This is a genomic window from Nitrosovibrio sp. Nv6 (genome assembly GCF_900110495.1).
In the GTDB taxonomy this organism is placed as follows: Bacteria; Pseudomonadota; Gammaproteobacteria; order Burkholderiales; family Nitrosomonadaceae; genus Nitrosospira.
The window spans coordinates 86,030-111,574 of the sequence record NZ_FODX01000004.1; the positions used below are offsets into that span (position 1 = coordinate 86,030).

The 25,545-nt window shown below is 52.2% G+C and carries 28 protein-coding genes and 1 pseudogene; 17 read left to right on the plus strand and 12 right to left on the minus strand.

Annotated features, from left to right (window positions below; genetic code table 11):
* Positions 1-7: 7 nt before the first annotated feature.
* The 5 genes from msrA to argS form a co-directional block, all read right to left on the minus strand.
* On the minus strand, positions 8-484 hold the full coding sequence (msrA, locus tag BMX66_RS10275) for a peptide-methionine (S)-S-oxide reductase MsrA (RefSeq protein ID WP_090881844.1): 477 nt from the start codon (positions 482-484) through the stop codon (positions 8-10).
* 125 nt (positions 485-609) lie between these two features.
* Entirely contained in the window at positions 610-1,365 is a 756-nt protein-coding gene (locus BMX66_RS10280) for an SDR family oxidoreductase (RefSeq protein ID WP_090881846.1), read from the minus strand.
* Between the two features lie 14 nt (positions 1,366-1,379).
* Positions 1,380-2,030 (minus strand): thiol:disulfide interchange protein DsbA/DsbL, encoded by a 651-nt coding sequence (locus tag BMX66_RS10285; protein ID WP_090882069.1) that lies wholly within the window; start codon positions 2,028-2,030, stop codon positions 1,380-1,382.
* A gap of 49 nt (positions 2,031-2,079) precedes the next feature.
* Positions 2,080-2,682, minus strand: a complete 603-nt coding sequence (locus tag BMX66_RS10290) for an SPOR domain-containing protein (RefSeq protein ID WP_090881848.1) — start codon at positions 2,680-2,682, stop codon at positions 2,080-2,082.
* A gap of 22 nt (positions 2,683-2,704) precedes the next feature.
* Entirely contained in the window at positions 2,705-4,459 is a 1,755-nt protein-coding gene (gene argS, locus BMX66_RS10295) for an arginine--tRNA ligase (protein ID WP_090882071.1), read from the minus strand.
* A 45-nt stretch (positions 4,460-4,504) separates the two neighbouring features.
* Between argS and BMX66_RS10300 the strand changes: the two genes are divergently transcribed.
* The 5 genes from BMX66_RS10300 (at position 4,505) to BMX66_RS10325 (ending at position 7,467) form a co-directional block, all read left to right on the plus strand.
* Entirely contained in the window at positions 4,505-4,684 is a 180-nt protein-coding gene (locus tag BMX66_RS10300; RefSeq protein WP_143058223.1) for a hypothetical protein, read from the plus strand.
* A gap of 653 nt (positions 4,685-5,337) precedes the next feature.
* Positions 5,338-5,529 (plus strand): type II toxin-antitoxin system RelE/ParE family toxin, encoded by a 192-nt coding sequence (locus BMX66_RS16150; RefSeq protein WP_369826981.1) that lies wholly within the window; start codon positions 5,338-5,340, stop codon positions 5,527-5,529.
* A 139-nt stretch (positions 5,530-5,668) separates the two neighbouring features.
* The gene (locus tag BMX66_RS10315; protein ID WP_090881855.1) at positions 5,669-5,953 is read left to right on the plus strand and encodes a hypothetical protein; all 285 of its coding nucleotides are present in this window, start codon (positions 5,669-5,671) and stop codon (positions 5,951-5,953) included.
* Between the two features lie 732 nt (positions 5,954-6,685).
* On the plus strand, positions 6,686-7,099 hold the full coding sequence (locus tag BMX66_RS10320) for a response regulator (RefSeq protein ID WP_090881857.1): 414 nt from the start codon (positions 6,686-6,688) through the stop codon (positions 7,097-7,099).
* A gap of 128 nt (positions 7,100-7,227) precedes the next feature.
* Positions 7,228-7,467, plus strand: a complete 240-nt coding sequence (locus tag BMX66_RS10325) for a hypothetical protein (RefSeq protein WP_090881859.1) — start codon at positions 7,228-7,230, stop codon at positions 7,465-7,467.
* A 552-nt stretch (positions 7,468-8,019) separates the two neighbouring features.
* Here the strand turns inward: BMX66_RS10325 and BMX66_RS10335 are convergent.
* Positions 8,020-8,220 (minus strand): hypothetical protein, encoded by a 201-nt coding sequence (locus BMX66_RS10335; RefSeq protein WP_090881863.1) that lies wholly within the window; start codon positions 8,218-8,220, stop codon positions 8,020-8,022.
* A gap of 118 nt (positions 8,221-8,338) precedes the next feature.
* On the opposite strand from BMX66_RS10335, the gene BMX66_RS16020 reads away from it, so the two are divergent.
* The 3 genes from BMX66_RS16020 to BMX66_RS16025 all read left to right on the plus strand — a co-directional run bounded on the left by BMX66_RS16020 (position 8,339) and on the right by BMX66_RS16025 (position 9,013).
* A complete protein-coding gene (locus BMX66_RS16020) occupies positions 8,339-8,563 on the plus strand; it encodes a hypothetical protein (protein ID WP_255398902.1) in 225 nt (74 codons plus the stop codon).
* A gap of 20 nt (positions 8,564-8,583) precedes the next feature.
* Entirely contained in the window at positions 8,584-8,784 is a 201-nt protein-coding gene (locus BMX66_RS15820) for a hypothetical protein (protein ID WP_199679312.1), read from the plus strand.
* Positions 8,785-8,887: 103 nt separating this feature from the next.
* Positions 8,888-9,013 carry a hypothetical protein gene (locus BMX66_RS16025; RefSeq protein ID WP_255398903.1) on the plus strand — a complete coding sequence of 42 codons (126 nt, stop codon included), beginning with the start codon at positions 8,888-8,890 and terminating at the stop codon, positions 9,011-9,013.
* Positions 9,014-9,024: 11 nt separating this feature from the next.
* On the opposite strand, the gene BMX66_RS10345 is transcribed toward BMX66_RS16025, so the two are convergent.
* Both BMX66_RS10345 and BMX66_RS10350 read right to left on the minus strand, forming a co-directional pair.
* Positions 9,025-9,924: a sulfotransferase domain-containing protein gene (locus BMX66_RS10345; RefSeq protein ID WP_090881865.1), complete on the minus strand. Its 900-nt coding sequence runs from the start codon at positions 9,922-9,924 to the stop codon at positions 9,025-9,027.
* 210 nt (positions 9,925-10,134) lie between these two features.
* A pseudogene (locus BMX66_RS10350) lies at positions 10,135-10,619 on the minus strand (transposase); the annotation flags it as partial.
* Between BMX66_RS10350 and BMX66_RS15680 the strand changes: the two are divergent.
* On the plus strand, positions 10,620-10,856 hold the full coding sequence (locus BMX66_RS15680) for a hypothetical protein (protein WP_177168776.1): 237 nt from the start codon (positions 10,620-10,622) through the stop codon (positions 10,854-10,856). It abuts the pseudogene before it with no gap.
* Positions 10,857-10,906: 50 nt separating this feature from the next.
* Complete coding sequence (locus tag BMX66_RS10355) at positions 10,907-11,794, plus strand: LysR family transcriptional regulator (RefSeq protein WP_090881867.1); 888 nt, start codon at positions 10,907-10,909, stop codon at positions 11,792-11,794.
* A gap of 70 nt (positions 11,795-11,864) precedes the next feature.
* On the opposite strand, the gene BMX66_RS10360 is transcribed toward BMX66_RS10355, so the two are convergent.
* Positions 11,865-12,320, minus strand: a complete 456-nt coding sequence (locus tag BMX66_RS10360) for a transporter (RefSeq protein ID WP_199679311.1) — start codon at positions 12,318-12,320, stop codon at positions 11,865-11,867.
* A gap of 584 nt (positions 12,321-12,904) precedes the next feature.
* Between BMX66_RS10360 and BMX66_RS10365 the strand changes: the two genes are divergently transcribed.
* Positions 12,905-13,180: a hypothetical protein gene (locus BMX66_RS10365; RefSeq protein ID WP_090881871.1), complete on the plus strand. Its 276-nt coding sequence runs from the start codon at positions 12,905-12,907 to the stop codon at positions 13,178-13,180.
* Between the two features lie 164 nt (positions 13,181-13,344).
* Here the strand turns inward: BMX66_RS10365 and BMX66_RS10370 are convergent, their stop codons facing one another.
* Together BMX66_RS10370 and BMX66_RS10375 are read right to left on the minus strand one after the other, a co-directional pair.
* Positions 13,345-14,382: a DUF2278 family protein gene (locus tag BMX66_RS10370; protein ID WP_090881873.1), complete on the minus strand. Its 1,038-nt coding sequence runs from the start codon at positions 14,380-14,382 to the stop codon at positions 13,345-13,347.
* A 151-nt stretch (positions 14,383-14,533) separates the two neighbouring features.
* A complete protein-coding gene (locus tag BMX66_RS10375; RefSeq protein WP_090881874.1) occupies positions 14,534-15,829 on the minus strand; it encodes a TIGR03790 family protein in 1,296 nt (431 codons plus the stop codon).
* 145 nt (positions 15,830-15,974) lie between these two features.
* Here BMX66_RS10375 and BMX66_RS10380 point away from each other — a divergent pair, with 145 nt between their 5' ends.
* Positions 15,975-17,129: a rhomboid family protein gene (locus tag BMX66_RS10380; protein WP_090881876.1), complete on the plus strand. Its 1,155-nt coding sequence runs from the start codon at positions 15,975-15,977 to the stop codon at positions 17,127-17,129.
* A 152-nt stretch (positions 17,130-17,281) separates the two neighbouring features.
* On the opposite strand, the gene BMX66_RS10385 is transcribed toward BMX66_RS10380, so the two are convergent.
* On the minus strand, positions 17,282-17,707 hold the full coding sequence (locus BMX66_RS10385) for a VOC family protein (RefSeq protein WP_090881878.1): 426 nt from the start codon (positions 17,705-17,707) through the stop codon (positions 17,282-17,284).
* 479 nt (positions 17,708-18,186) lie between these two features.
* On the opposite strand from BMX66_RS10385, the gene BMX66_RS10390 reads away from it, so the two are divergent.
* The 5 genes from BMX66_RS10390 to fumC all read left to right on the plus strand — a co-directional run bounded on the left by BMX66_RS10390 (position 18,187) and on the right by fumC (position 25,534).
* Positions 18,187-21,048 (plus strand): ribonucleoside-diphosphate reductase subunit alpha, encoded by a 2,862-nt coding sequence (locus tag BMX66_RS10390; protein ID WP_090881881.1) that lies wholly within the window; start codon positions 18,187-18,189, stop codon positions 21,046-21,048.
* A 34-nt stretch (positions 21,049-21,082) separates the two neighbouring features.
* Entirely contained in the window at positions 21,083-22,249 is a 1,167-nt protein-coding gene (locus BMX66_RS10395) for a ribonucleotide-diphosphate reductase subunit beta (protein WP_090881882.1), read from the plus strand.
* Between the two features lie 393 nt (positions 22,250-22,642).
* Positions 22,643-23,251, plus strand: a complete 609-nt coding sequence (locus BMX66_RS10400; protein WP_090881884.1) for a hypothetical protein — start codon at positions 22,643-22,645, stop codon at positions 23,249-23,251.
* A gap of 321 nt (positions 23,252-23,572) precedes the next feature.
* Positions 23,573-23,851, plus strand: coding sequence for a hypothetical protein (locus BMX66_RS10405; protein ID WP_090881886.1), 279 nt, complete (start codon positions 23,573-23,575; stop codon positions 23,849-23,851).
* 294 nt (positions 23,852-24,145) lie between these two features.
* Positions 24,146-25,534: a class II fumarate hydratase gene (fumC, locus tag BMX66_RS10410; protein ID WP_090881888.1), complete on the plus strand. Its 1,389-nt coding sequence runs from the start codon at positions 24,146-24,148 to the stop codon at positions 25,532-25,534.
* Positions 25,535-25,545: the final 11 nt, after the last annotated feature.

Below are 25,545 nucleotides of genomic sequence, written 5' to 3' on the forward strand. Positions count from 1 at the left end.
CATCCCGTCAGGTATGGCAATGCCCGGCAATGCCGCGTTTTTCCAGATAACGTTGGTGATATTCCTCGGCAGGATAAAACTCGGAGGCTGGCGCGATTTCCGTCACAATGGGTTCACGCCAGCGCCCGCTTTGCTCTAATTTTTCTTTGGACGCCTTCGCTGCAGCTTCCTGCTCAGGCGTGTAGAAGAATATTGCCGAGCGGTACTGCGTACCTACGTCGGGCCCTTGTCGGTTGCGGGTGGTGGGATTGTGACAATCCCAGAAAACATCAAGTAGCGTCTCATAGTCAACCTGCGACGGATCGTATTCCACTTGTACCACTTCCGCATGACCGGTTTCGCCAGTGCATACGTCTTGATAAGTTGGGTTTTTGAGGTGTCCGCCGGAATATCCGGATATTACCTTGCTCACGCCTTTGACCGCGCGAAAGGCCGCTTCCACGCCCCAGAAACAACCTGCTCCGAAGATTGCCTTTTCCGTCATTGTCGTCACCCTTTTGAGGTAGTCCGGTTTAAAAATTATAATGTATACCTATGAGCACATAAGTTGGTACATGGATTGAGCCGCGCAGCGGAAAATCAACGCATTAATTGTTATTCGCGTGCCGGCTATCGCGGCTTGCGCGGCGCGTTCGCAAACAGCCGATCATAAAGAAAGTTCGGGAGTAATTTCAAGACCGGCGCGACGATTGCCATTTGCCAGGGAATCACGGCGAATAATGTCCTGTTCTCTACAATGCGAACGATTTTTTTGGCAACGTCTTCCGCTGTCAGAAGAAAGGGCATGCGAAAGGGATTATTCGCTGTCATTGGTGTAACGATATAGCCGGGACAAATGGTAATGACGGATATACCTTTACCATGCATTTCGACACGCAGGCTTTCCAGATAGCTGATCGCAGCGGCCTTCGAAGCTGAGTAGGCGCCGCTGCCGGGAAGACCACGATAGCCGGCGACACTGGCGATACCAACCAGGCTGCCCTGTCCAGCTGCCCGCATTGCGGCAGTGAATGGCTGGAAGAGGTTGATCATGCCAATGACGTTCGTCGCGAGGATATCCTCGAAAATTTCAGTATCCTCGGCATATTCCGTAAGCGTGCCCCGACTGATGCCGGCATTGGCAATGACGATATCGGGACAGCCGTGGCGATCCAAGAAATCCTGTGCAGCCGCGCGGATGGCGGGGGCGTCGCAGACATCAGCCACATAAACCGAAGCATCGGAAGGTAATTCCGCCGCAAGCGTTTCCAGCAAATCTCCGCGCCTTGCGATCAGACCAAGCGTTGCGCCCGTCGCCGCGTAGTGTTGCGCCAATGCCCTGCCCAGCCCACTGGAGGCGCCACTAATGATGACTTTCAACGGCAGTGTTTTTACTGGCGCTATTTCTTCGTGCGCTCCTTGCGCACTTTCTCGATCAGTTCATCCAGTGTTTTAATGGTATCTTCCGGTGTGCTCCCCATTCTTCCGCTGGTCATGTATCTGCCGTCGACCACCACAGCCGGAACACCGGTAAGGCTGTAATCCTTGGACATGCGTGTCGACCGGGTTACCTGGTTCTGGACGGAGAAAGAATTGTAGGCATCGATAAATTTCTGACGGTCTATTCCCTGCTTCGCCATCCAGTCGAACAATACCTCCTCCTTGCTTAAATCAATCTTGTCGCGATGGATGGCGTTATAAACCTTGTCATGCAGCCTGTCTGTTTCTCCAAGCGCTTCCAGCGCGTAAAAGGTTTTTGCGCCGGTAGCCCAGTTGGCGCGAAAGATAGCGGGGACATAACGAAAGCTCACGTCCTTGGGCATCTGTTTCAGCCAGGCCTTGATTCGCGGATGCAGTTCATAGCAGTGCGGGCATCCGTACCAGAAGAATTCTATGACCTCTATATTTTTCCCGCTATCCGTCGGCTGAGGGCGGGGCAGGACGATGTAATCGCTTCCTTCCACAATTTCGGCGCGAGCAGCAGAAATACCCGCCACACTTATGCCGGCAAGTAAAAGGACTACTGCCGCAAGCAAACGGAATGAATTCATTTTTTTCTCCTGGAGATAGATGTACATTTGTTCGCGCTGGCTGCGTTTTTTACCGCACCCCTTCATGCGTCTTTATGAGGCTGCTCTGGACGCCATTTTGCCGTAAGGATGCGCGGATCCGGTCGATATCGTCAATGCTGGTAAAAGGGCCCACACGTACTCTGTGCCAAATACCTTTTTCCGGCAAATCGGCAGCCTGAACGGACGCTTCCACCCCCAACATGGCAAGTCTGGCTTTCAGATTATCCGCGTCGTCGGCATTCTGGAACGATCCTGCCTGAAGAAAATACTTATCCTGGGTGGAAGGCTGCTGTGCTGCCTGTTTAAGCTGCTGGTCCGTTACCGGTTCCTCGGTGCCCGGCAATATTTTATAGAACTCGAAGCGCGGTTTGCCGTCGGCTTTGGCCGGCTTGGCATCGGCACCAGAGACCTGGATTCCTTTTTCAGTCTGTTTTATGGCGCCATTTGCCGCAGGGCTGTCCGCGAGTTTGTCCTGGGAAATAAATGGGCTTGGCGCCTGGTTGATATACATCCACGTTCCGATGGCGGTAAGAAGCCCCAGCGCATAGCCGATAAACAATCCCAGGAGGAGCGTGTTCCCGTTTTTACCGGGAAATGAAGAGTTGGGGTGTGTTTTATAATCTCGGCTCATTGGAAATCTATCGATATCATATTTACATTTTAACCGGTGCGCTCACACCCAGCAGACTCAATCCGTTGCTCAGCACTTGACGTATCGCGGCGACCAACCCCAGTCGGGCGAGCCTCAATGGAATCTCCGGCACGAGGAAACGGGTAGCATTATAGTAACTATGAAATTCAGCCGCCAGTTCCCTGAGATAGAAGGCTATCAGATGAGGGGAAAGTTCCTTTGCCGCCGCTTCCACCATTTCAGGATAATCAATCAGCTTCTGCAAAAGGGATAATTCCATCGGGTTTGTAAGCGAAGACATATCCACTGTGACCAGGGCGGCAGGGTCTTCGCCCCATTGCTCCAGCACGCTGCACACTCTTGCGTGGGCATATTGTACGTAATAGACCGGGTTTTCGTTACTCTGCGACTTGGCCAGATCCAGATCAAAATCGAGATGCTGATCACTTTTGCGCAGTACGTAAAAAAAACGCGCGGCATCGTTGCCGACCTCCTGGCGTAATTCCCGCAACGTGACAAATTCTCCGGAACGGGTGGACATGGGCGCTTTTTTACCATTGCGGTAAAGTACCGCGAACTGCACCAATGCGATTTCCAGTTTCGCGGGATCAAGCGCCAGTGCCTGCAGCGCACCCTTTACCCGCGGAATATATCCATGGTGATCGGCCCCCCATACGTCGATAACCCGCTCAAAGCCGCGCTCGAACTTGTTGAGATGATAGGCAATGTCGGAAGCAAAATAGGTGAACTGCGCGTTTTCGCGCTGTACCACGCGGTCTTTTTCGTCACCGAAATCGGTGGAACGAAACCACTTGGCCCCGTCCTGTTGATAGAGATAATTCCCTTGTTCAAGCAATTGAACGGCATGTGCCACGCCGCCGCTGTCGAATAGCGATTGCTCGGAAAACCATGTATCGAAAACGACGCCGAATTCCATTAAATCATTGCGGCAATCACCCAGTTGCTCGGTCAGAACAAGATTATGAATGTACGCGTAATCCTGCCCCAGCAATTTCTTGGCATTCGCAATCAATGCGTCGAGCTGCGCCTCCGTGGCTATATTGGCATCCGCTTCCGGGGGCATATCCTCGAACAGCAAATCGGGCTTATGCACGTAAAGCCCCGCATGGGCTTTGTATATCAGCCTCGCCATATCACGCACATATTCGCCCTGGTAGGCATTATCGGGAAAGCGCGACGTTACCCCATTCAGCTCCAGATAACGCAGCCAAGTGGACAGTGCCAGAATATCCATCTGCCGACCAGCATCGTTAACATAATACTCGCGTGTAACGTCATACCCGTTGGCGGCCAACACGTTGGCAAGGCTTGCGCCAAACGCAGCGCCTCGACCGTGTCCGACGTGCAGCGGCCCGGTCGGGTTGGCCGAAACGAATTCGACCTGAATCTTTTTGCCCGCGCCGGTATTGCCATGGCCGAATTTCTCACCATTCTCCAGCACGTAGCGCGGGAATTGCTGTTTGATGGAAGTCGTGAGAAACAAGTTGATAAAACCTGCACCCGCAATCTCGATTTTTTCCAGATAAGGTGAAGTGGATAGTACATTGGCGAGCAAAGCAGCGATATCGCGCGGATTCCGCCGCAGTGGCTTGGCCAATTGCATCGCCAGGTTACAGGCATAATCGCCGTGGCTTGCCTGCCTGGGGCGGGCGAACTCTATATTTATGCCCGCATCCAGTGGCCCCATTTCACTCAGGGTCTGGCGCAGAAGCTCGGTAAAGTGGGATTTGAAGTTAGGCTGTACTGGCGGAATCATGGCCATGTGGTGGTGGGATGCAGCCGCTATTATAGCGGGGTTGGCATGATTTACGCTTGCCCGTTTGACTTACTGGAATTGACTATTGCGATAGTGGAAGGGACCTGGGCGTCAATGTTTGCTGGCACCCTGTTGCTTGATCCCGCGCTTATAGACAAAAAAATGGATTATGTCTCGGGTGCCTTCCTTTTGCTTTTTACCCTTGATAACATATTTCAGGGGTAAAATCACTCGATATTCCGTCAGGGCAAGGGCAAGGTCCCCCAAGAAAGAAAAGGGGTTCGTAACACAGGGAAGGTGCGACGAACCCAAAAACTAAAGGAAAGGTAATATGTTAAAACAACCGCACGACTACAGCTTACGACAACAGATAAAAACAAGTTACAGCTACTCTTATTACACCATCACAACTTCAAGGAGAAGTTGTCAGCAGGATAAGCGATTTTTACCAATTCGGGAATGCGGCATATTGTCGCAGGGGTTTTCTCGGTGCTTGGGTAGATAAAGTGTGATTTGATAAAATCTCTATCGGAAATAAAAATCGCAGAACTCCAGCGCTTCGCCATCACCATGCCAAAGCGAAATGGTCGCGATCGTCAAAGCTGCGGTCGCGGAAGGTAATTACGCATCGACAAGTGAGTGTGTGTGAGAAGCGCTGCGCGACTGAAAGATCAAGCGCGCAATCCAACACGAGGAAATCGCGGTGCTCAAGGCGGATATCGACAGAGGCCTGGCCAATGTTGCGGCAGGCCATTGACTGATTCAATACCGGATCGTCGAACGCGGGAGAAGGCTATTAGCCGCACGCAAACCATCGACCTGACAGACAAGGCCGAGGCCGACCTCGAAGAGACATAGGCATATACCGCAACAGATGGATCGTCACCGTGGCAACGCGCTTTCTCTCGTCCCTCGAACAGGCATTTCAGCCATTATTGCAAACGCCCCAGATTAGGCCTGCTCTGCAACATCTGGGAGCAGGACAGCGTGTCATATTTCATAGTCTGTACGCTATCTATTACCTTCCCCTGAAGGCAGTTATCGTTCGTGTCCTGCATGGAGCCGCGTGATGTCGTGGCAATTGCAATGCTTGATCTTGATCGGCAGGCGCCCGAGCCAGCACCTTTCACGGTAATAGCTGTCTATTGAAAGCCGCGAAAGGTGCGAAAGTCGCAACCTACGACTACACCCATTGGAGATACGATCACTATGAACAAAGCTTCCGCTTCCGCTCTTGCTCTCGCCTTTCTCTGCGTCATCACTGGGAACGTTTACGCTGATGACCCTGACAAGGAGATCTGGGAGGCAGGTAAGCGCTACTGGGAACACCAACGTGAAATGGACAAGGCAGAGCTGGAGGCGGGCAGGGAACACAGGAAGTTCCATGAAGAGATGGGTCGGGAGAAGCGCAAGCATTTCGAGGAAATGGAACGAGAAGATGCCAAGCGACAGGCAGAATTCTATCGAGAGCGTGAGAAGGCCTACCGTGAATAGTCCAATCGAAGACCCGGAGCGACGGGCGCTTTACCTGTAGTAGTCGCGGCTACTACACCTTATCTTTATGTTCTGTGCTGTTTCTTCGCCGCGTCCAGCAAGTCTTGCAGTTTGTCTCGGTTCTCGTAAAGCCCACTGAGTCAAGGCCGACTCGTTTATGCAGAGCCCGAACGATCTTTCCCCTCTCTTTGACCTGTTTAAAGCTTAATGTATCGAACAGAAAGAGGTTGAGGAATTGGTGATAAAATAATAACAATATAAATTTTCGCACCCTTGCGATGGATAACAAAACCCATCCCTCTCCGGGACCAAGGTACTGGTCGTTGATGATAACGAAGACACACTAGCCCTCACCAAGCTTATGCTGGATTTATGTGGTACCGAAGTAACTGCCTCTTCTATTGCTGCTGACGGGCTGGAGCAGGTGCGGATGCAAAGACTCGATGTCATCATAAGCGACACGATAAAGGCAAACACACACCAGCTTTGGCCTTTACCGCGTTAAACGCTCCTGAATATCGGGCTAGATCCTTCGATGCCGTTCCAAGCGCATCTTTCCGAGCCCGTCTCGTTGGAGGTGCTAGTTGAGACCATTGCGGGTATGATAAACTTTCTTGTGGACTTGCCTGATTAGTAGAGACACAATTTCCTCCCCTTTTTTCTCTTCTTTCCTCATTTCCTTTTCCTGGCGCTAAAGCTGCCCTCTTAACTAAGTAGCATGGGAAAACTACCGTGAGGATCACTAACAAACCAATTCTCCTTGTCGAAGACGACCAAGTGGACATGATGAGGGTTACCCGTGCCCTCAAGGAAATTCACGTGACAAATCAAATCGTGCACCGGGAAAACGGCGAGGAGGCGCTAAATTACCTGCGGGATGAAAACAGCGACAAGCCCTGTCTCATTTTGCTGGATTTGAACATGCCCATCATGAACGGCATCGAATTCCTGCGGGCAGTGAAAAAAGACGAGAGGCGCAGAGGTATTCCGGTAGTAATGCTGACCGCCTCCGATGATCAGCAGGACAAGCTAAACAGTTTCGACCTCGGTGTTGCCGGATATGTGGCGAAGCCGGTCAACTATCGCCAATTGGTGGAAGTCATACGTTCTATTGACACCTATTGGACTATAAGCGCGATGCCGTAATCAGGAGCGATTCGACTTGAACCTCGTTGGCCTCAGCAGCAGGACAGTAAACGAGCCGGGTGCTTAGGGCGACAGAAATCCGGTAAAATAAATACAAGGTGAAGTATAACCGACCTAAGGATATACCAATGATTAGAGCAAGCTGGCTTTTGCCAGGAATATTTGTGCTGGCCTGCGAGCGGGAAGTGCCGCAGGTTGACGATCCACACAACATCGTAGTCAACGGCGAAGAGATGAGCCAGGCTGCTTTCCTCGACAAATATTGTATCAGGAAAGAAAATCATCCGACTTGCTCCCAAGTATTGAACGCAGCAACTCAGAATATGATAGATAGGGCCCGCAATCCTAATGAGGGGCGAATGAATTAGAGTAATTGAGAAGAATGGAGTCCCATTGGCTGGCATGTCTCTCTTTGCGGGAGCTCATAACGAAGAATATTTCGATTCCAGACCGCAAATTTTCCGGGAAATAAAGGCTAGCACCTGAACACTTCTTTCTTGGCCAAGGCGGCGCTTATAGTCCTACCTCAATCCGCCGCAGTATAAAAAAGAAAATAAGATAACACGCTTTGGTAACTGCAGCGGATAGGCTGAGGCCCAGCCAAAAGCCCAGACCCTGCTTAAGCAATACGGACAAGAAAATCAGGCCATGAACACTTCCGATCTTCCGGCCCCCCTGCCCCCTCCTCCCGGCACCTGAGCGCTGCCGACTTCCGCCCGCTTGGCCGAAGTCCCGGCCGAAGCTGAGCGGTTCGCCAACATTGACAATCCGCAGACCCGGCACGCTTATGAAAACGCCCTGAAGGATTTAATCCAGTTCAATGTGATTACGCGGCCAAATGCATTTCGCGAAATAGCCCGATCCCATATCATCTTTGCATGTGCGCAAAGCTACACCACGTCCGGAGCCAGAACTGGCCGCTATCTCCAGATGCCATCTTCACCTTCTTTCAGGCATGATCCATTAGCATCCAGTCCGTATGCACAGTCTATTATTTCACCAGCAATAATTCTTTCATAATTTTCCCTTTCTCTTTCATTAATCGGCACCGAAGGACGACCACACGCGACTATCAGCATAACTGACAGAGCAATAGTAACTGCATTAATAATACGCTTCATAAAATAACTCCCTACAAACTTTATAATAACCTTACCGTGGGTATGATTTTCCACTGCTTTTTATATAGAATAAAGGCTATTTTTTGGATAACATTGCTCCATTATTAGAGCAATTAACATGGAATTTTTGAATGACATGGCCTTGTTCGTGGAGGTTGTCAAGGCCAAGGGCTTTCGCGTGCTGCCGATACTATCGGAATGCCGAACTCAACCCTGTCTCGACGGATCAGTGCGTGGAGAAGACAATTGGGCTGCGTCTGCATTGCACACACGCAAGGTTGAGCTAACCGGAACAGTATTGGGGGGACAGATCTCGGGAGCTTGTCAGTTATTTTGTGTATAAGGTCATGAGATGATATTGAAATGGGATACACCATGACCGATGCGATGACCGCCAAGGGCAGAAAGACTAAGGCGAAGTCCCACAGGCTATTTCCAGATGAACTGATTGACCAATTGCTGGCGCAGGTCCAGGGCAAGGATGCCGAATCGATTCTGGGGGAATCCGGGCTGGCGGTCAGCTCAAAAAACAATTGGCCGAGCGCATGCTGGGCGCGGAACTGAACCATCACTCACCGCCGAGGCTGTGCAGGCAGCAGCCGTCACAATGGCACCAGTCCCAAGAAGGTCATCACCCCCGGCGGCGAATTGCGGTGGGATATTCCACGTGGCCGGCTGGACACATTCGAGCCGCAACTGGTGGCTAAAATACCAGCGACGTTTGCCCGGCTTCGACGATCATGTGATCAGCATGTACGAACGCGGCATGAGTGTCGCAATCGCTACAACTTGACATGTATGTTTTCAGGCTTTGTCAGCAAGCCAGCGTGCGCACTCGAGTCCCAATTCATTGACTGCGCGTGCTTCATATTGAGCTGAGTCGTCGGCAGTCAGCGTGTCCATCCAGCGGCCGTTCACGCCCTTGTTGATAAATACCTTAGCACCCTCATCCCAGAACGCGCCACCCATCGGCACGCTTTTCGTGGCATTATTTTTCATCCAATCGAATGAACAGTATTTGATGATATCAGGCAACCTGGCCTCATTAATGGGAATATCAAGAAAGCGTGCAATCCGGCGCATTTCACCCGACATGTCGCGCTTGAGATCGTTGAAGTGAATGAGCAGAAGATTGGGCAATTCACGGATCCGCCACCAGGAGCGAATATTTTCCCAGAATGGCCAGAAAGGATAGCCGTCCTTCTCCATCCAATCACGCCAGCACGTCCGAATATCTACTGGCAACGGCGTGAAAGGCGGACCCACCCGCCCTGGCGTATCGTTTAATGCCGCATACATCGCTTGATTACCGTTGGCGTAATGGTTATACAGGCTCCACAGAACATCCCTACCATCGCGGCCGATGTAGATGTATTTTGCTTTCGGCGAATACACCAGCGCATCGACCGGCAAGTGCGTTTTCAAAAATCTACGATGTGTCTGCGCTTCCACCAGCGGTAATTTCACTGCCTTGGGCGGTACGCGCAGATCAAGCCACGGCGACATTTCCGCCACCGCCAGATCGGGATCGCCATTGAATAACATCTGCGCTACGATTTGCTGCGTCCAAGTGGTGCCTGATTTGGCATACGTTGCAATAATGATATCGTCGGATCGAAACTGAAATTCATTCCAAATCGTTGAATCAAAATGATTGCTATGCAGCTCCCTGGATTTTACCGGCCATGTGATCAGAGTAGGCATATTAATATTCCTTTATGTAATGAGGAGTCATACTGAAAGTTGTGTATGACATAACCTGAAGAGGTGGCGTATTTTTGATGATCGATCAAGACTTTCAACCCTTTTACCAAGGGGTGATTACGCGGCTACCCTGTCCTATCTGTCGGTTTCTTTGGGTTCCAGCTATAAATGACGCCGCCAACGAGTCCTGCAAGAGCGATCACCACCAACAGAAATTGCCACGCCCAGCGTTTCGCCAATAGCTTTCATGGGATATCGTCCTGTGGCTGCAAGGGCATGCACGAGATCAGTTTTTTTCATGAGCAGGCTTCATCGCTTCGGTAAGAATCTCATTCTACTGGGTAGCCCAGCACCCGCTCCAATTCGCGGATGCGCTTCTTCAGATCCGGGACCTCGGCCACGGACACTACGGCATCATCGCTGCGCGCTGCTTCCTGTCCCTCTTCAGCCATGAGCTTTCTCCAGCGAGATAATAAATTGGGAGCAACACCATATTTTCGCGCTACATACGAGACACTCATTCCCGGCAGCCGGGATTCTTCAACAACTTTCAATTTCTCACCCAGGCTCCAGCGCCTGCGGCGCTCAACCCTTGGAATCGCTTCAATGCGATCAAAACCAGAGGCACTATGCCTAGGACTAGGACTAGGACTAGGACTAGGACTAGGACTAGGACTAGGACTAGGACTAGGTATATGCCTATCTCTTATTATCAGTGCATTCATGTCGGTTCAATTGAGGGCTACTACACAGCCAGCCCCGGACCAATGTCGGCGGATCTGGTCGCGTGGGCCGAGACGATTCAGGATCAGCGCCCACTTCCAGAGCTTGCAAATATTGGCCAGCAACTGTTCGTCGTTCCAGCCCTCGTCCTTCGTCAAATGATTTCCTCTAAATTTCCAGAGTGGAATCATCTACTGCTTTTTATATAGAATAAAGGCTGTTTTTTGGATAACATTGCTCTATCAGTGGAGCAAGTAGAATGGAATTTTTGAATGACATGGCCCTGTTCGTGGAAGTTGTCAAGGCTAAGGGCTTCCGCCGTGCTGCCGATACTATCGGAATGCCGAACTCAACTCTGTCCCGACGGATCAGCGCGTTGGAGAAGGCAATTGGGCTGCGCCTTTTGCATCGCACAACACGCAAGATTGAGCTAACCGAGGCTGGTCAGATTTATTACGAGCGCTGTAAGCGCATCGTCGATGAAGCCAGGCTTGCACATGAACAACTCGGCAAAATGCTCGCACAGCCTAGCGGGGTGCTACGCGCTTCACTACCTGTGGATTTTGCCGTGGCCTACTTGGCGCCTTTGGTCGCTGAATTTGCAAACCTCTATCCCGGTATCACATTCGATTTCGATCTCACATCACGGCGGGTCGATCTGGTGAGCGAGCCTTTCGATGTGGCGATCCGCCTGGGAGAACTAGAGAATTCGCAGCTGATAGCGCGTCCACTGGCCGTGCTCCCTACGTACCTTTACGCTTCACCCCGTTATCTCGACCGCTCGGGAGAACCTGTCGAGCCTGCCGATCTGGAGCGCCATGAATGCCTGGGCATTCTGAAGACCGGTACGTGGACACTGCACGATGGGACGCACACCATCAAAGTTTCTATCAGTGGCCGGTTTACGCTCAACAGCGTCGCCATGATTCGCCGCTTGGGAATACTCGATATGGGCGTTATTATGATGCTGGAGGAAATTGTCACCGATGATCTTGCCGGCGGGCGGTTGCGTCGCGTACTGCCTCAATGGCATGGCACTCCAGTACCCGTCTATGCCGTCACTGAGACCCGATTGCTGCCTGCAAAGACACAGTACTTCATCGAGTTCTTACGGGAGCGCCTGCCACGAGGTTTAAAAAGATGCTGAATTTCCCTGATGCTTTCGGCTGGCCGTCACCCAGAGATTGTATCCATTCACCCCGGATTGTAGTAGGTAATCAAGGTGAGGATAGTTTGTGCTCGTCAGAAGGGCATGATATATAACCCAGGAAACGATTCTCGACGTGCATTTCATGCTGCCACTGTGCAATAAACATCGTTCCGGTCGGGCTGTTATAACTCACGCCAGGCCCAATCGCAAACACTTCACCTTTGCGCCCCGGGGACCAAGGGCCAAGCGTCGGCGAGATTGCTTCCCCATCGAGTTTATCGTTTGTCGTCTGCTTCAGGTAATAACCTGAAAGGCCCAAGGCGGTCATGCACCGCGTGCGCCCATTGCTCGATAAAACCTGATGAGGGAACAGCAAATTCCCTTTGTCGTTGTTCGAAGCCTGCAAGCAGACATCATGGTTGGCGTCTGCCCAATCAATGCTGATGAAGGCTGTGAATGATGTGCTTGCCAAACAATTCATCCCATTTTCCCGAAGCGAAAAATTAATGGAGGAGACGTGCATGCTTGAGTTCTGCGAAGGCAATGTAGTGAGTCGATCGATCGGCATGCCCTGAGTATTCGTTGACGAACGCAAGCGCATCCGTAGATTCGAAGCCAAGTCCAAAAACATCGAATGTTTAGTGGGGGTATTCGTAATCCTCGAATGCATATCCCGCCTTCACCGAGCCACCTGTCGGCCATTTCAGTATCAAGGAAAACGAGACGGAGTAACTATATTGTCGGGGGATAAACATCTCATGCGGGGACAGGTACATCGGCCCTGCGTTTAGCCCGTCATCCAACCCACCCATTCCCAACCCTTGCCCGTGAGGCAAGGACATTCCCCACTCCCTTCGTCCTGGGGCGAAGCGAGGAGAAGGCACACCGTTACATCATGGACTTGGTAGAGAGGAAGCGCGAGCAGCAGGCGGCCTGACGTGAATGGTTAGCCAGGTAGCAGAGGAAGCCGCGGCAGGTGTACTTCAGTCCAATATGTCGCCATCCCAAGATGCCGTAATATTAGGAAAAGGTAAGCAATCGCGTACGGTGCTTGATGCAAGTGTCTGCCCGTATCTCTCTATGTGTAATTGCCGGTTATTGTGAGCCATGAAAAAAGATACCGAAGCACAACGACGTCACAAAATTTATCTTCGCACCAAGAATGCTCTTCGCGACAAGCATCAGGATGACTATGCGCTGATGCTTGAACGCCATGCACAGGAGCTTGATACCCTATGGGCGAATTATAATCTTGCTGTAAAAAAGCTGGCTAGCGACCATAACAAGAAGACTGCCAAAGCCAGGACCATCAAATCCACTTCCGTGCGGATAAGGAAAAAAGGGATGTTAAGCGTCGAGCCGGAGGAGAAAGTTATTCATTAAATATTACCTTTTCCTCGATCATATTTATTGCATAGGTAATCTACAGATTTTCTGACGGTCGATCAGGGATGTTCTGCGGAATCCCACTTCCTCAGTGCTCCCGGCGGAAGGAAATTCAGCTGCCGCGTCCACGCTTTCCCCCATGCGCGAGGGGGCAGAAATTGCTAAAAAACGATGGGCCAGCCGGGCTGGTTCGCCTGCTGCTTGGTGTAAGACACCCCATGCACCTTCAATCCATTCTGATTCAGCAGCGTGATGATGCCCCCCTTATTGGATAACGCGGTGGGGGGTCGCACGTCAATACGAAGCGTAGCGCCAGGATCGAGTGTGCCGCTCAAGGGCATTTTCGCTTTCTGCTTGTCGGCCAAATGCCAGTCCGACAGCGAAATGACCCGATCACTGGCGTTCAGTATTTGAACCCACTCCTTTTCGGGGGATTCCTTCGAATTGACCAAAGCCGCAACAATGCGAACCAGTCCATCAGGCAGCGATTCCGTCGGCTGCGGCACAATCGGGTCGGGGTTCAGTGGTCCGCGCTCCTCGCCCATGCTCAGTGTGTGACCGGTCGCATCATGGGTGTGCCAGCTTTGTGACTGGAATTTCAGAAAAACGGCCGTCCACTGTTGCTGAAGGGGAAAATGGAAGAGCACGCCGCCATCCTGCCATACTCCATCATCCGCAATAAATCTGCCCACATTGCCTTGATTCATATGGATGTCGTGAATGCCGTTACCGGGTAAAAAACCGAAGTACTTATCCGCTTTATTGTTCTCCGGTCCCCACCGTTCACCGAAGGCATACACCAGCGCCTCTTCATCGGCCATCGCCCGCTGGACGATCTGATCGAGTTTTTCGTTCAGGTCGTTATCAGGTCCGGGCAGATCATGCGGAAGAGGAGTCATCAGTCCGGGCTGCACCAGATTGCCACGAATCAGGTCGAGTGCGCCCGAAACGGGGTTGGGCGCAAGCCGGTTAAAACCGCTGGGCAGAACGGATACCACGTCGGTAAGCGGATGGATAAAGTGGGATTTGATGTGGTACATCAACTCGGATGGCGCTAGCTGAGATTTCACGTTGATCGCTATTCGATACTGCGTGCCAACCTCATCCACGATATGGATCTGGTAGTGGGGTGAAGATCCCGAACCCAGGCGGCGGGCAATGGCCCTGCCTTTCAAAACACCATAACTATTCAGCGCCATGCTGGCCTCCCAAGACGATTGCTCCCGACGATGCTCAAATTAAGAATAGCGTCGAATACGATATTTCGCACGAAATTATTCTTTCGCGGCATACCCTGTCAACTGAAAGATGCACCAAAAAGCGCGTTCGCGTAATGCACCATTTTGCCTGTCACCACCGCAATCTGAGGTAGCCTTGTGTTTCTGCGAACTTGAAACGCACAGTATTGGGGCCGCGGCGCAGCCGGGATTGCTGAGCAAGAGGCTTGTACGGCCCAGCAGCTGAAGGGGATTGCTCAAAACGGAGCGGTCCGTCGCGTGGAGAGAAGACGTGCAGTTCGAATTGGCCGGCACGAATTCTCTTCAATTCCGGAGCGAATGGCTGGGCCAGTGGTTCACCCACGAATACGCCCTCCCCCGGCCATGCTACGCTCTTCCAGTAAGCCTCGATCGCGCTTGCGCCAAGCGCGTAGTGAAACATGGCAATTGCGGGAAACGGGAACTTCTGCATATGATTGCAAGGCTCCACTACCGTGCCGTAACTTGCCGTAGCGCCTGCCTCCAGCCAGCGAAGACTGCTCATCTGACTGGAATCGGTGAGCTGGCCGCCCGCCGAGGTTAAATGATCAGCCAGTGCTCCAGGTAGAAAATTCAGTGTATCGAGCTGCGGAACGCGCGATAGCCCAGTGAAATAAAAAAGGACATCATCGCGATCCGAAATTGCTTCAGTTTCGAGAATTTCGATGGGAAAAACGCCGGCCAGCTCTTTTGCGGTCAGCTCGAAATAGTTTGCCCGCACATTACGCGCCGTATCGGGCGTGATCATCAGATAGGCACGTCCGTCCGGAAAACTGTGGTCAGCAGCGACACCTCGATCAATAAGCGCTTTGACCTGTTCGAAGTCGGTTCCGGCCAGCATCATTGCGGGCCGTAGGTTATGGTCGCTGACAGGATCAAGGCTGGGAGAGTTGAAATATCGGCTGGATTGCGTCGGGCCGCAGCTGGCGGAGCAATAGTTCTCATCAAAACCAAAAGCCAACGCGGAGGTTAGTGACATGCAATCCACCCGGTAAGGAAGCGTCCAGGCCACAGCGTACGCTTGAACATGAGCAGGCGTCTTCCGGTCAATCTCGGCCTTAAGCTGTTTAAACTTATCCCTGGGCAGCGTGTTGCGGGAGGGGGGGAACTGCAGGTGTATCATATTGCCGGCGGGAATATGACGCACCTTCTGGTAATAACTGCCGATTTGCTGCGACAGCGGATCGTTGTCGTTGACAATGACGGCAATATCGTCGGGCGTCAGTCCTGTGCGCGGCAACTGGATGCGCGCTTGAGCATCGGCCTCCAACGGCACAAACACCAGAATGATCAGTAATGCGATGACTGGCGAGACGAGAAGTTTTATCTGGGGGCAGGGCCTTTTGCAACCAACGCCGCATGGCGCCGTCTGATCATTTACAAGCCTCATGCGCTTGACTCCATGCCAGGTTGAAAGCATCCACGAAACCGATGCCTGTAAATCCGGATTAGAGAGGTTTTCTTATCCCTTATCGCATAAGCAGATTTCATCCTCATGCATGATAATGATTCCAGGAGACCGAGTCCACCATCCCATGCTGTCCCTCCACGATCTTCTTCATCAGCGCATTCCTGGAGTGCCGGTTACTAAACTGCTGGTAGCCGTCAATCTGCTGGTCTTCGCAGCCATGCTCGCCGGCGGCGCCGGCCTGTGGCACTCATCCAATAGTGTGCAACTAGCCTGGGGCGCCAATTTCGGACCGGCCACGCAAGACGGAGAATGGTGGCGCCTGGGCAGCGCGATGTTCCTCCACTTCGGCGCTGTCCATCTGACGTTGAATCTTTGGGCGCTATGGGATGCCGGCCAACTGGTTGAACGAATGTATGGGCACACGCGCTTTGGCTGCATCTATTTCGCAAGCGGTCTCGCGGGCAATCTGCTATCGCTCGTTGCGCATGAAGGATTAGCCATTTCCGGCGGCGCGTCAGGCGCCGTTTTCGGCATATATGGCGCGCTGCTGGCATTCATGTGGCGCGAACGCGGTAATCTTCATCCACGTGATTTCCGCTGGTTTTTCTGGGGAGCAGCAGGCTTTGCGGCTGCCAGTCTCGTCCTCGGGCTTCTGATTACCGGTATCGACAACGCCGCACATATCGGGGGTTTTGCGGCCGGAGTACTGGGTGGAATAATATTTGCGTCGCCTACCAATGTAACGGAACCTTTATCCCGTCGATTCTTTCGTTCCCGCCTGTTCGCGGGCGGCATATTTGCGCTCGCGATAGTCGTCCTGATCAATCAGGTTCCCCACCGCCCTTACAGGTGGAGTGAAGAGGTGTTGGCACGCAAGGAGATTGGAGAATTCTTGCGCGACGATGCCGCGATTACCCGGACCTGGCAGAACATACTTGACGAAGGCAAGCGAGGTGGAATCTCATTCAATGAACTGGCAGGACGCATCGATTCAGCCGTTGTGGATCGTTATGAAGAAAGCTTTGAACAGCTTTCCCAACTCCCGCCCAATCCGGCCCTGCCTTCCGCTCCCACTGTGGAAATGCTGCGTGATTATGCCGAACGCCGCATGGATGCCTCCCGCGCTTTGGCGGAAGGGCTACGCGCCCGGAAGCCCGAGCAGATTCGTGACGCGCTCGAAATGGCGCGGCAGTCGAGACAGATGAATCAGCCTGGCAGGACGGAACTTGACAAGCCGAGTCAAGAAGCGCCCGCTGACGGGCGCGAGCCCACCCGATAAAGGGCCTTGGGCATTCACCATAGCAATCAGGCAACCGCAATACAAGAAAAATATGAGGGGTCAGACACGATTATCATTTTTCCTCGGTTTCCCACCCTTCGGATATGGCTTGGCGCTGACTCCACCTTGAAGAGTGGACCATTTTTGTTGCGTCACTGCTTTTTGCCGTGGTTTACCTGGTCTATTGCGTTGGGCTCCATGAAGAGGATTTCCCATATATGACCATCCAGGTCCTGAAATCCATGCCCATACATGAAACCGTGATCCTGTGGCTGGTTATAGGTTGTTCCACCGGCGGCGACCGCCTTGCGAACCATCTCATCAACTTTCTCCCGGCTCTCGGAAGATAAGCATACAAGCACTTCTGTGCTTTTTGTTGCGTCACAAATTTCCTTGGGAGTAAAAGTCTTGAACTTGTCCTCGGTCAATAGCATGACAAATATATCTTCGGCAACAATCATGCACGCGGCGGTCTCGTCCGTAAATTGGGGATTGAACGTGAAACCGAGTTTAGTAAAAAACTCCACAGACTGATTGAGATTTTTAACGGGGAGATTCACGAAAATTTTGGTAGTCATTTTCCCTCCATGTGAAAGTCGATTGAACGGCAAAGCGTCAGCAAACCGGTGCTGACAGTTATCCAACAACCCGCCAGCCTATGACTATTGAAGAATGCAGCCTGATCCAGTCCACGACAAGTATTTCACCCATTGATGGGTCAACATAGGCCTGTCAATTTCGTCATGGTAGTACAGATGAACGGGATTTGGATGCCTATGGATACATTATGGAAGCCGTGGCGCTTATTTAATATCAACCAGTGGCGGCATTCTTCGGGATTTATTCATCGATTCCATGACTCAAAGATAATCGGACAGAAAAAATTTTGACACATATCTTAAAATATAGCACTATGGACTCAGCGCACTAGTAGTAGTAAAATAGACCGAAGTTTAATACTATATATAGTGGTTTTACAATGTCTACACGATATCCACGACATCCAGCTTCTACCCTAGGGAAAGCAGATTTCCGATATAGATGAGGAGAATCCGACATGCAGCTTGCAACAGATCAGACTAATCGCTCGGCAGTATCCGGTCACGAGTTTTCTTCAGCCCCTTCCACTCCGGATTCGCGCTATTCCCAATACAAGATCATTCGCCGTAACGGTTCCGTGGCCGCGTTTGAGCCAGCCAAGATTTCCATTGCCATGACGAAAGCATTCATTGCGGTCAATGGCGGCCAGGGCGTGGCTTCAGCAAGGGTGCGCGAGGTGGTGGCACGACTGACCGATGACGTGGTGAACGCATTGATCCGGCGCCAGCCTTCCGGCGGGACTTTTCATATCGAGGATATCCAGGATCAGGTGGAACTCGCATTGATGCGTTCCGGAGAGCATGACGTGGCGCGCGCATACGTGCTTTACCGCGAGGATCGGGCGCGGAAGCGGGCAAAGCAGAAAGAAATGGGGGTGGTGGAAGCGCCGGCCAGCATTCTGAATGTGCTCGAAAATGGCCGGAAGGCCCCGCTGGATACGGCGCGTCTGCTGACGCTGATCGAATCTTCCTGCGAGGGTTTGGGCGAAGCGGTGAACGCTGCGCTGATACTCAAGGCCACGCTGAAGGACCTGTACGATGGGGTGCCGATGGAGGAGGTAAGAAAATCGGCTATTTTATCGGCGCGTGCATTGATTGAAAAAGAGCCCGCCTACAGCTATGTCACGGCACGATTGCTGCTGCATACCATTCGTTTCGAGGTGTTGGGCGAAGAAATCCTGCAACAGGAAATGGCGGAACGCTACGCAGAGTATTTTCCCGATTTCATCAAGCGCGGGATCGATGCCGAGTTGCTGGATGAACGCCTGGCACAGTTCGATCTGCCGCGTTTGGCCAAAACACTGGATGCCAGCCGCGACCTCAAATTTGGCTACCTGGGTTTGCAAACCTTGTATGACCGGTATTTCCTGCATGTGGAGGATCGCCGTATCGAGTTGCCGCAGGCATTCTTCATGCGCGTGGCAATGGGGCTTGCACTCAACGAAATTGACCGGGAAGCGCGCGCCATCGAGTTCTACCACGTACTGTCAAATTTCGATTTCATGAGTTCGACTCCAACGTTGTTTAATTCCGGCACACGCCGCTCGCAGCTGTCTTCCTGTTATCTCACCACCGTTCCGGATAACCTGGATGGCATTTACGAGGCCATCAAGGAAAATGCGCTGCTCGCCAAGTATGCGGGGGGACTCGGCAATGACTGGACGCCGGTTCGAGCGATGGGCTCGCGCATCAAGGGCACCAACGGCAAGTCGCAAGGTGTGGTTCCCTTTCTCAAGGTAGTGTCCGATACCGCGGTGGCGGTCAATCAGGGCGGCAAGCGCAAAGGTGCGGTTTGCGCCTACCTGGAATCATGGCATCTGGATATCGAGGAATTTCTGGAACTGCGTAAAAACACTGGCGATGACCGCCGCCGCACCCATGACATGAATACGGCCACATGGATTCCCGATCTGTTCATGAAACGCGTAATGGACGGGAGTGAATGGACGCTTTTTTCACCCTCCGACGTGCCTGACCTGCATGACAAGTTTGGCAAACAGTTTGAGGAGGCCTATCTTGCCTATGAGGAAAAAACAAGGCGCGGCGAACTGAGCCTGCACAAGAAAATTCCGGCGCAACAGTTATGGCGGAAAATGCTCAGCATGCTTTTTGAAACCGGACATCCATGGATCACTTTCAAGGACGCCTGCAATGTCCGTTCGCCGCAAAACCATATTGGCATAGTGCATAGCTCCAATCTCTGTACCGAGATAACCCTGAATACCAATGACCACGAAATCGCCGTGTGCAATCTGGGTTCGGTGAATCTTGCAGCCCACATCCGCGAGGGAGAGCTTGACGCAGGCAAACTGAAACGCACTGTCAGCATCGCCATGCGCATGCTGGATAATGTAATCGATATCAATTTCTATGCCGTCCCCAAGGCACGAAATTCCAACCTCAAGCATCGTCCCGTGGGGCTCGGCATTATGGGCTTCCAGGACTGTCTGCATATGCTGCGTATCCCCTACGCTTCGAAAGAGGCCGTGGAATTTGCCGATCGCTCCATGGAAGCAGTCGCATACCAGGCGTATTGGGCTTCCACCGAAATGGCCGAGGAGCGCGGCCGTTACGCTTCCTATCGCGGCAGCCTGTGGGATCGCGGGATTCTGCCTCAGGATACGCTCGATCTGTTGCGTGAAGAGCGTGGGGGATACGTCGAGGTAGATATGTCGGCGACGCTGGATTGGGATGCCTTGCGCGAGCGCATCGGAACGCACGGCATGCGTAATTCCAACTGTCTGGCGATTGCGCCGACCGCGACCATTTCCAACATTATCGGGGTATCGGCCAGCATCGAACCCACCTTTCAGAATCTTTACGTCAAATCCAATTTATCCGGAGAGTTCACCATGGCGGGCGAATACCTGGTAAACGACCTGAAAAAACTGGGACTCTGGGACGAGGTAATGATTTCTGATCTCAAGTATTTCGACGGCGCCCTGGGGAAGATAGATCGGGTGCCGGTCGACATTCGCAGACTTTACGCCACCGCCTTCGAGGTGGAACCGCAGTGGTTGATCGAAGCGGCGTCGCGACGGCAGAAGTGGATCGATCAGGCGCAGTCACTGAACATCTATATGTCGGGCGTCTCAGGGAAAAAGCTGGATGAGGCCTATAAACTGGCTTGGCTGCGTGGCTTGAAAACTACTTATTACCTGCGCTCGCTGGGTGCAACTTCGGCGGAAAAATCCACGGTCGAAGCTGGCGCATTGAACGCCGTGTCCGCAGAGGGCAACATAGTTTCTATCGGGGCGACGCCAGCAACCGACGTGAAATATTGTTCCATCGATGATCCCGAGTGCGAGTCGTGCCAATAATTTGCAAAAGATCGAAAAGTAAAAGGAGAAGGACATGTTGACATTTGAGGACGAAACAGTGCAATCGGAAACGCCACGGATGAATGGCGCTGCGTCCAGGCTGAGTCCGGAAGCCGCTGGTCCGGCGACCATGACTAGAGCTGAAGCGGAGAACGGCGACGAGCATGATACCGCCGACAGGAATCGGCGCATATCGGTGGAAGACAAGCGCATCATAAATTGCAAGGCCGATGTCAACCAGCTGGTGCCATTCAAGTACAAGTGGGCATGGGAAAAATATCTCTCTGCCTGTGCAAACCATTGGATGCCGCAGGAAATCAACATGAGCCGCGACATCGCCTTGTGGAGAGACCCCAATGGGCTTACAGAGGATGAGCGCCGCCTGGTCAAACGTAATCTGGGCTTTTTTGTCACCGCTGACTCGCTGGCGGCCAATAATATCGTGCTCGGCACCTACCGCCATATCACCAATCCGGAATGCCGGCAGTATCTGTTGCGCCAGGCATTCGAAGAAGCGATTCATACGCATGCTTATCAGTATATCGTCGAGTCGCTTGGATTGGACGAAGGAGAGATTTTCAACGCCTATCATGAAGTGGCGTCAATCCGGGAAAAGGACGAGTTCCTGATTCCGTTCATTGATACACTTACCGATCCGGCATTCAAGACAGGTACGCCTGAGGCCGATCAGAAGCTGCTGAAGAGCCTGATCGTGTTCGCCTGCATCATGGAAGGCATGTTCTTTTATGTGGGCTTTATACAAATCCTGGCGCTCGGAAGGCAGAATAAAATGATGGGCGCAGCGGAGCAGTATCAGTACATTCTGCGGGACGAGTCCATGCACTGCAATTTCGGCATAGATGTCGTTAATCAGATCAAGATGGAAAATCCGCATTTATGGACCAAGGCGTTCCGCGATGAAATCAGTGCGCTGATACAGAAAGCCGTGGAACTGGAATATCGCTATGCGGAGGATACGTTGCCGCGCGGTGTTCTTGGATTGAATGCACCGATGTTCAAGGAATACCTGCGTTATATCGCAAATCGCCGCTGCCAGCAGATAGGCCTGGACATCCTCTATCCTGGAGCCACCAACCCTTTTCCATGGATGTCTGAAATGGTTGACCTGAAAAAAGAAAAAAACTTTTTTGAAACCCGGGTTACCGAGTATCAGACTGGCGGTGTGCTAAGCTGGGATTAAAACAAATCCGTGTACTGAACTTCAACGGGGTCGATAGTGCGGAAAGCGGCGCGGGCCCTTGAAAAAAAGTATGTCCGATTGTTTTGCCGCGTGCTGTTTCTGTGCAGAACGTGCCAAAATGGCGCATGATCGGGAGTTCTGTTGACGGGCAATAAAGAGCCTTATGGATAACAGGAAGCGGTACTGTGTCATGAATTTCCCGGCACGGAATTATTATGCCCTCATGAGTATATTGCAGCAGCCCTGGAGAGCTGTACTGCATGAAACGAGCTACCGCCTGATCAGGGGCTAACAGCTCGCTATTTATCCACTGCCCATATTGCTTTTATGTAGCGGTAAGTGTAGTAAACGTAGCAGTTGTATATCCCGTGTAACTTTAATCTGGAGGTTGAAATGGCAACTACCAAGAAATCCGCGGCAACGAAACCTGACGTGAAGAAATCCGCAGCTGTAAAAAAGCCCGCGGCCAGAAAAGAAGTTTCAGCGAAAGAAGTGGCGGCGGACAAGGGTCCTACTGAGAAAGAAACGGAGAAAAAGGCCGCGAGCAAAATCGCGGCTTCAACTAAAAAACCGGTAACCAAGGCAAAAACTTCGGCGGCAACTTCTGCAACAACTTCGGCAAAGACCTCGAAAAAAACCTCGGCCAAGGAAGAAGCTCCCGTCAAAAAAAAGGTAGCCAAGGAGCCTGCCGAGAAAAAAGGTGATAAGAAAGCGGGGAAGAAGGCTGATAAAAAGGTAGAGAAAAAAACAGAGAAAAAAGCTGCGAAGAAATCTGCCGCTTCGGATAAAAAATCAGCATCTAAGAAAGATACGGCAGCCAAGAAAACCGCTCCGGCCAAAAAAGCGGGCGCCACAAAGTCTGGAGGGAAAAAGGCCGCGCCTAAAACTACAGCTGAGAAAAAGACGAAGAAAGCAGCAGAAAAAAAAACCGCAGCTAAACCCGCTTCAGCCAGCAGCCCGGCTGCCAGTTGGCCGTTTCCGCTTTCAGGATCGGGCTCTTGAGCTTGGCGGTTGACATTGCGGAACAGCCTATTACCTGAGAAGCTAACAAGCTGGTCCGCAAGTAGCATATATAAAAAATCGGTCTCTGTCAGGAAACCGGAGATGTTTTTTTCCCATTAGTACTCTGGCGTCCCCGCGAATTGTTTATCCATTTGGGCAGAGCGTGATTGCGGTCCTTCGCGCACGTAGAGCTATACCATCAATCCATGAATAGCCGGCGACCTACCTGTACACGAATTATTTACGCTGGTAAAATTTTACGGACGAGATTAACATTAACGTTAATTCAATCTGTATCTGTGAATCCTAGTGGAGGTAGTCATGGCTCATACGATTCCACCAACGTCAGGCGATTACGACACCACGCGTATTGTCGAACGTCCCGATGGTTTTTATTGGCATGATGAAAAGGAGAGCGACAAGGTTTTCGGCCCCTTTCCCACCTTACTCGAAGCCATCCAGGATATGGAATACACCCCTGAATCAGACTATGAACCGGGGGAAACCCTGGAGCAGGCGGAGGAAGAAATCGGTATATCCGGCTGGATTGACCCCGAGACCGGCCAGCCGGGTGAAGACTCTTTCCGGCTTGAGAACTGATCAGCGCGCTTTTTCTCTCGCGTACTTGATCGCGCTATGCTGGTCATTTGGCGTGCGCTACGGAAGACCCGTAATAATCCTCGCGACAGCTAACCTCAGTTCTGCTGCAAGCTCGAATTGCCTCCGATGGCGAAAGCCCGTCTTGGGGGACCGTAGACAAGCCGGCCAAGACTTCAATCAGCGGCTTATGGAATCGTCTTCCGTTCCCGGTACTGCTCTATTGGTAAAACTTTGCCTCCGCGTTGACGCTTCTTGCCAGCGTTGCCTCATCTGTCTTTCTAGCCGAAAGTCCCTATGAACTACCGGGAAGAACGGGATACCATGGGTATGGTGCAGGTACCTGCTACCGCCCTGTGGGGAGCGCAGACACAACGTTCCCTGCGGAATTTCAGAATTTCCGGGGAGCGAATGCCAGTCGCATTGCTCCACGCCCTTGCGCTGGTGAAGCGTGCGGCGGCGAGGGTGAATTGCGATCTGGATCTGCTCCATGCCGATAGCGCCACTGCCATCATTCAGGCTGCCGATGAGGTAATCTCCGGCTCTCATGATGGGGAATTTCCCCTGGTGGTGTGGCAGACAGGTTCGGGGACCCAGACCAATATGAATATGAATGAGGTGCTGGCGAACCGTGCTTCCGAACTGCTCGGCGGCAAACGGGGAGTGGAATGCAGAATTCATCCCAACGACGACGTGAACCGAGGGCAATCGTCCAACGACGTTTTTCCTTCAGCGATGCATGTCGCAGCGGTACGGTCCATTCATCATCAATTAATACCCGCCATTGTGACGCTGCGAGGGACGTTGTCCACCAAAGCAGATGAGTTTTCCGGCATCGTCAAAATCGGCCGTACCCATTTGCAGGATGCAACACCGCTGACGTTGGGGCAGGAATTCTCCGGTTATGTTTCCCAACTGGACCATGGACTGGAGCATATCAAGGCATCGCTCCCGCATCTGTATGAACTGGCACTGGGCGGCACAGCCGTTGGTACAGGTCTGAATACCCATCCTGAATTTGGCGCGCGTGCAGCAGCGGAATTGTCGAGGTCGACAGGTCTGCCGTTTGTCACGGCAGCAAATAAATTCGAGGCGCTGGCTGCAAACGACGCGCTGGTTCATGCCCATGGCGCGCTGAAGACGCTGGCGGCTTCTTTGATAAAAATTACAAATGATATCCGCTGGCTGGCCTCCGGACCCCGCTGCGGCATCGGTGAATTGAAAATCCCGGAAAATGAACCGGGTAGTTCCATTATGCCCGGAAAAGTCAATCCGACCCAATCGGAGGCGATGGCCATGCTGTGCTGCCAGGTGATGGGTAATGACGTCGCTATCAACTTTGGCGGGTCGATGGGCAATTTTGAGCTCAACGTCATGAAGCCGCTTATCATCCACAATTTTCTGCAAAGCGTTCGCCTGCTTTCGGATGGAATAATGAGCTTCAACGATAATTGCGCCACCGGGATAACCGCAAATGTCGAACACATTGATGAACTGATGCGTAATTCGTTGATGCTGGTGACCGCCCTCGCTCCCTATATCGGCTATGACAAGGCAGCGGAAATTGCCAAGAAAGCGCACCGCGAAGGTGCAACACTGAAAGACGCAGCCGTTGCGTCGCGTTACGTTACGGCCGAGCAATTCGAAGAGTGGGTAAGGCCGGAGAATATGACAGGAAACCAGTAAACGGAACCAGA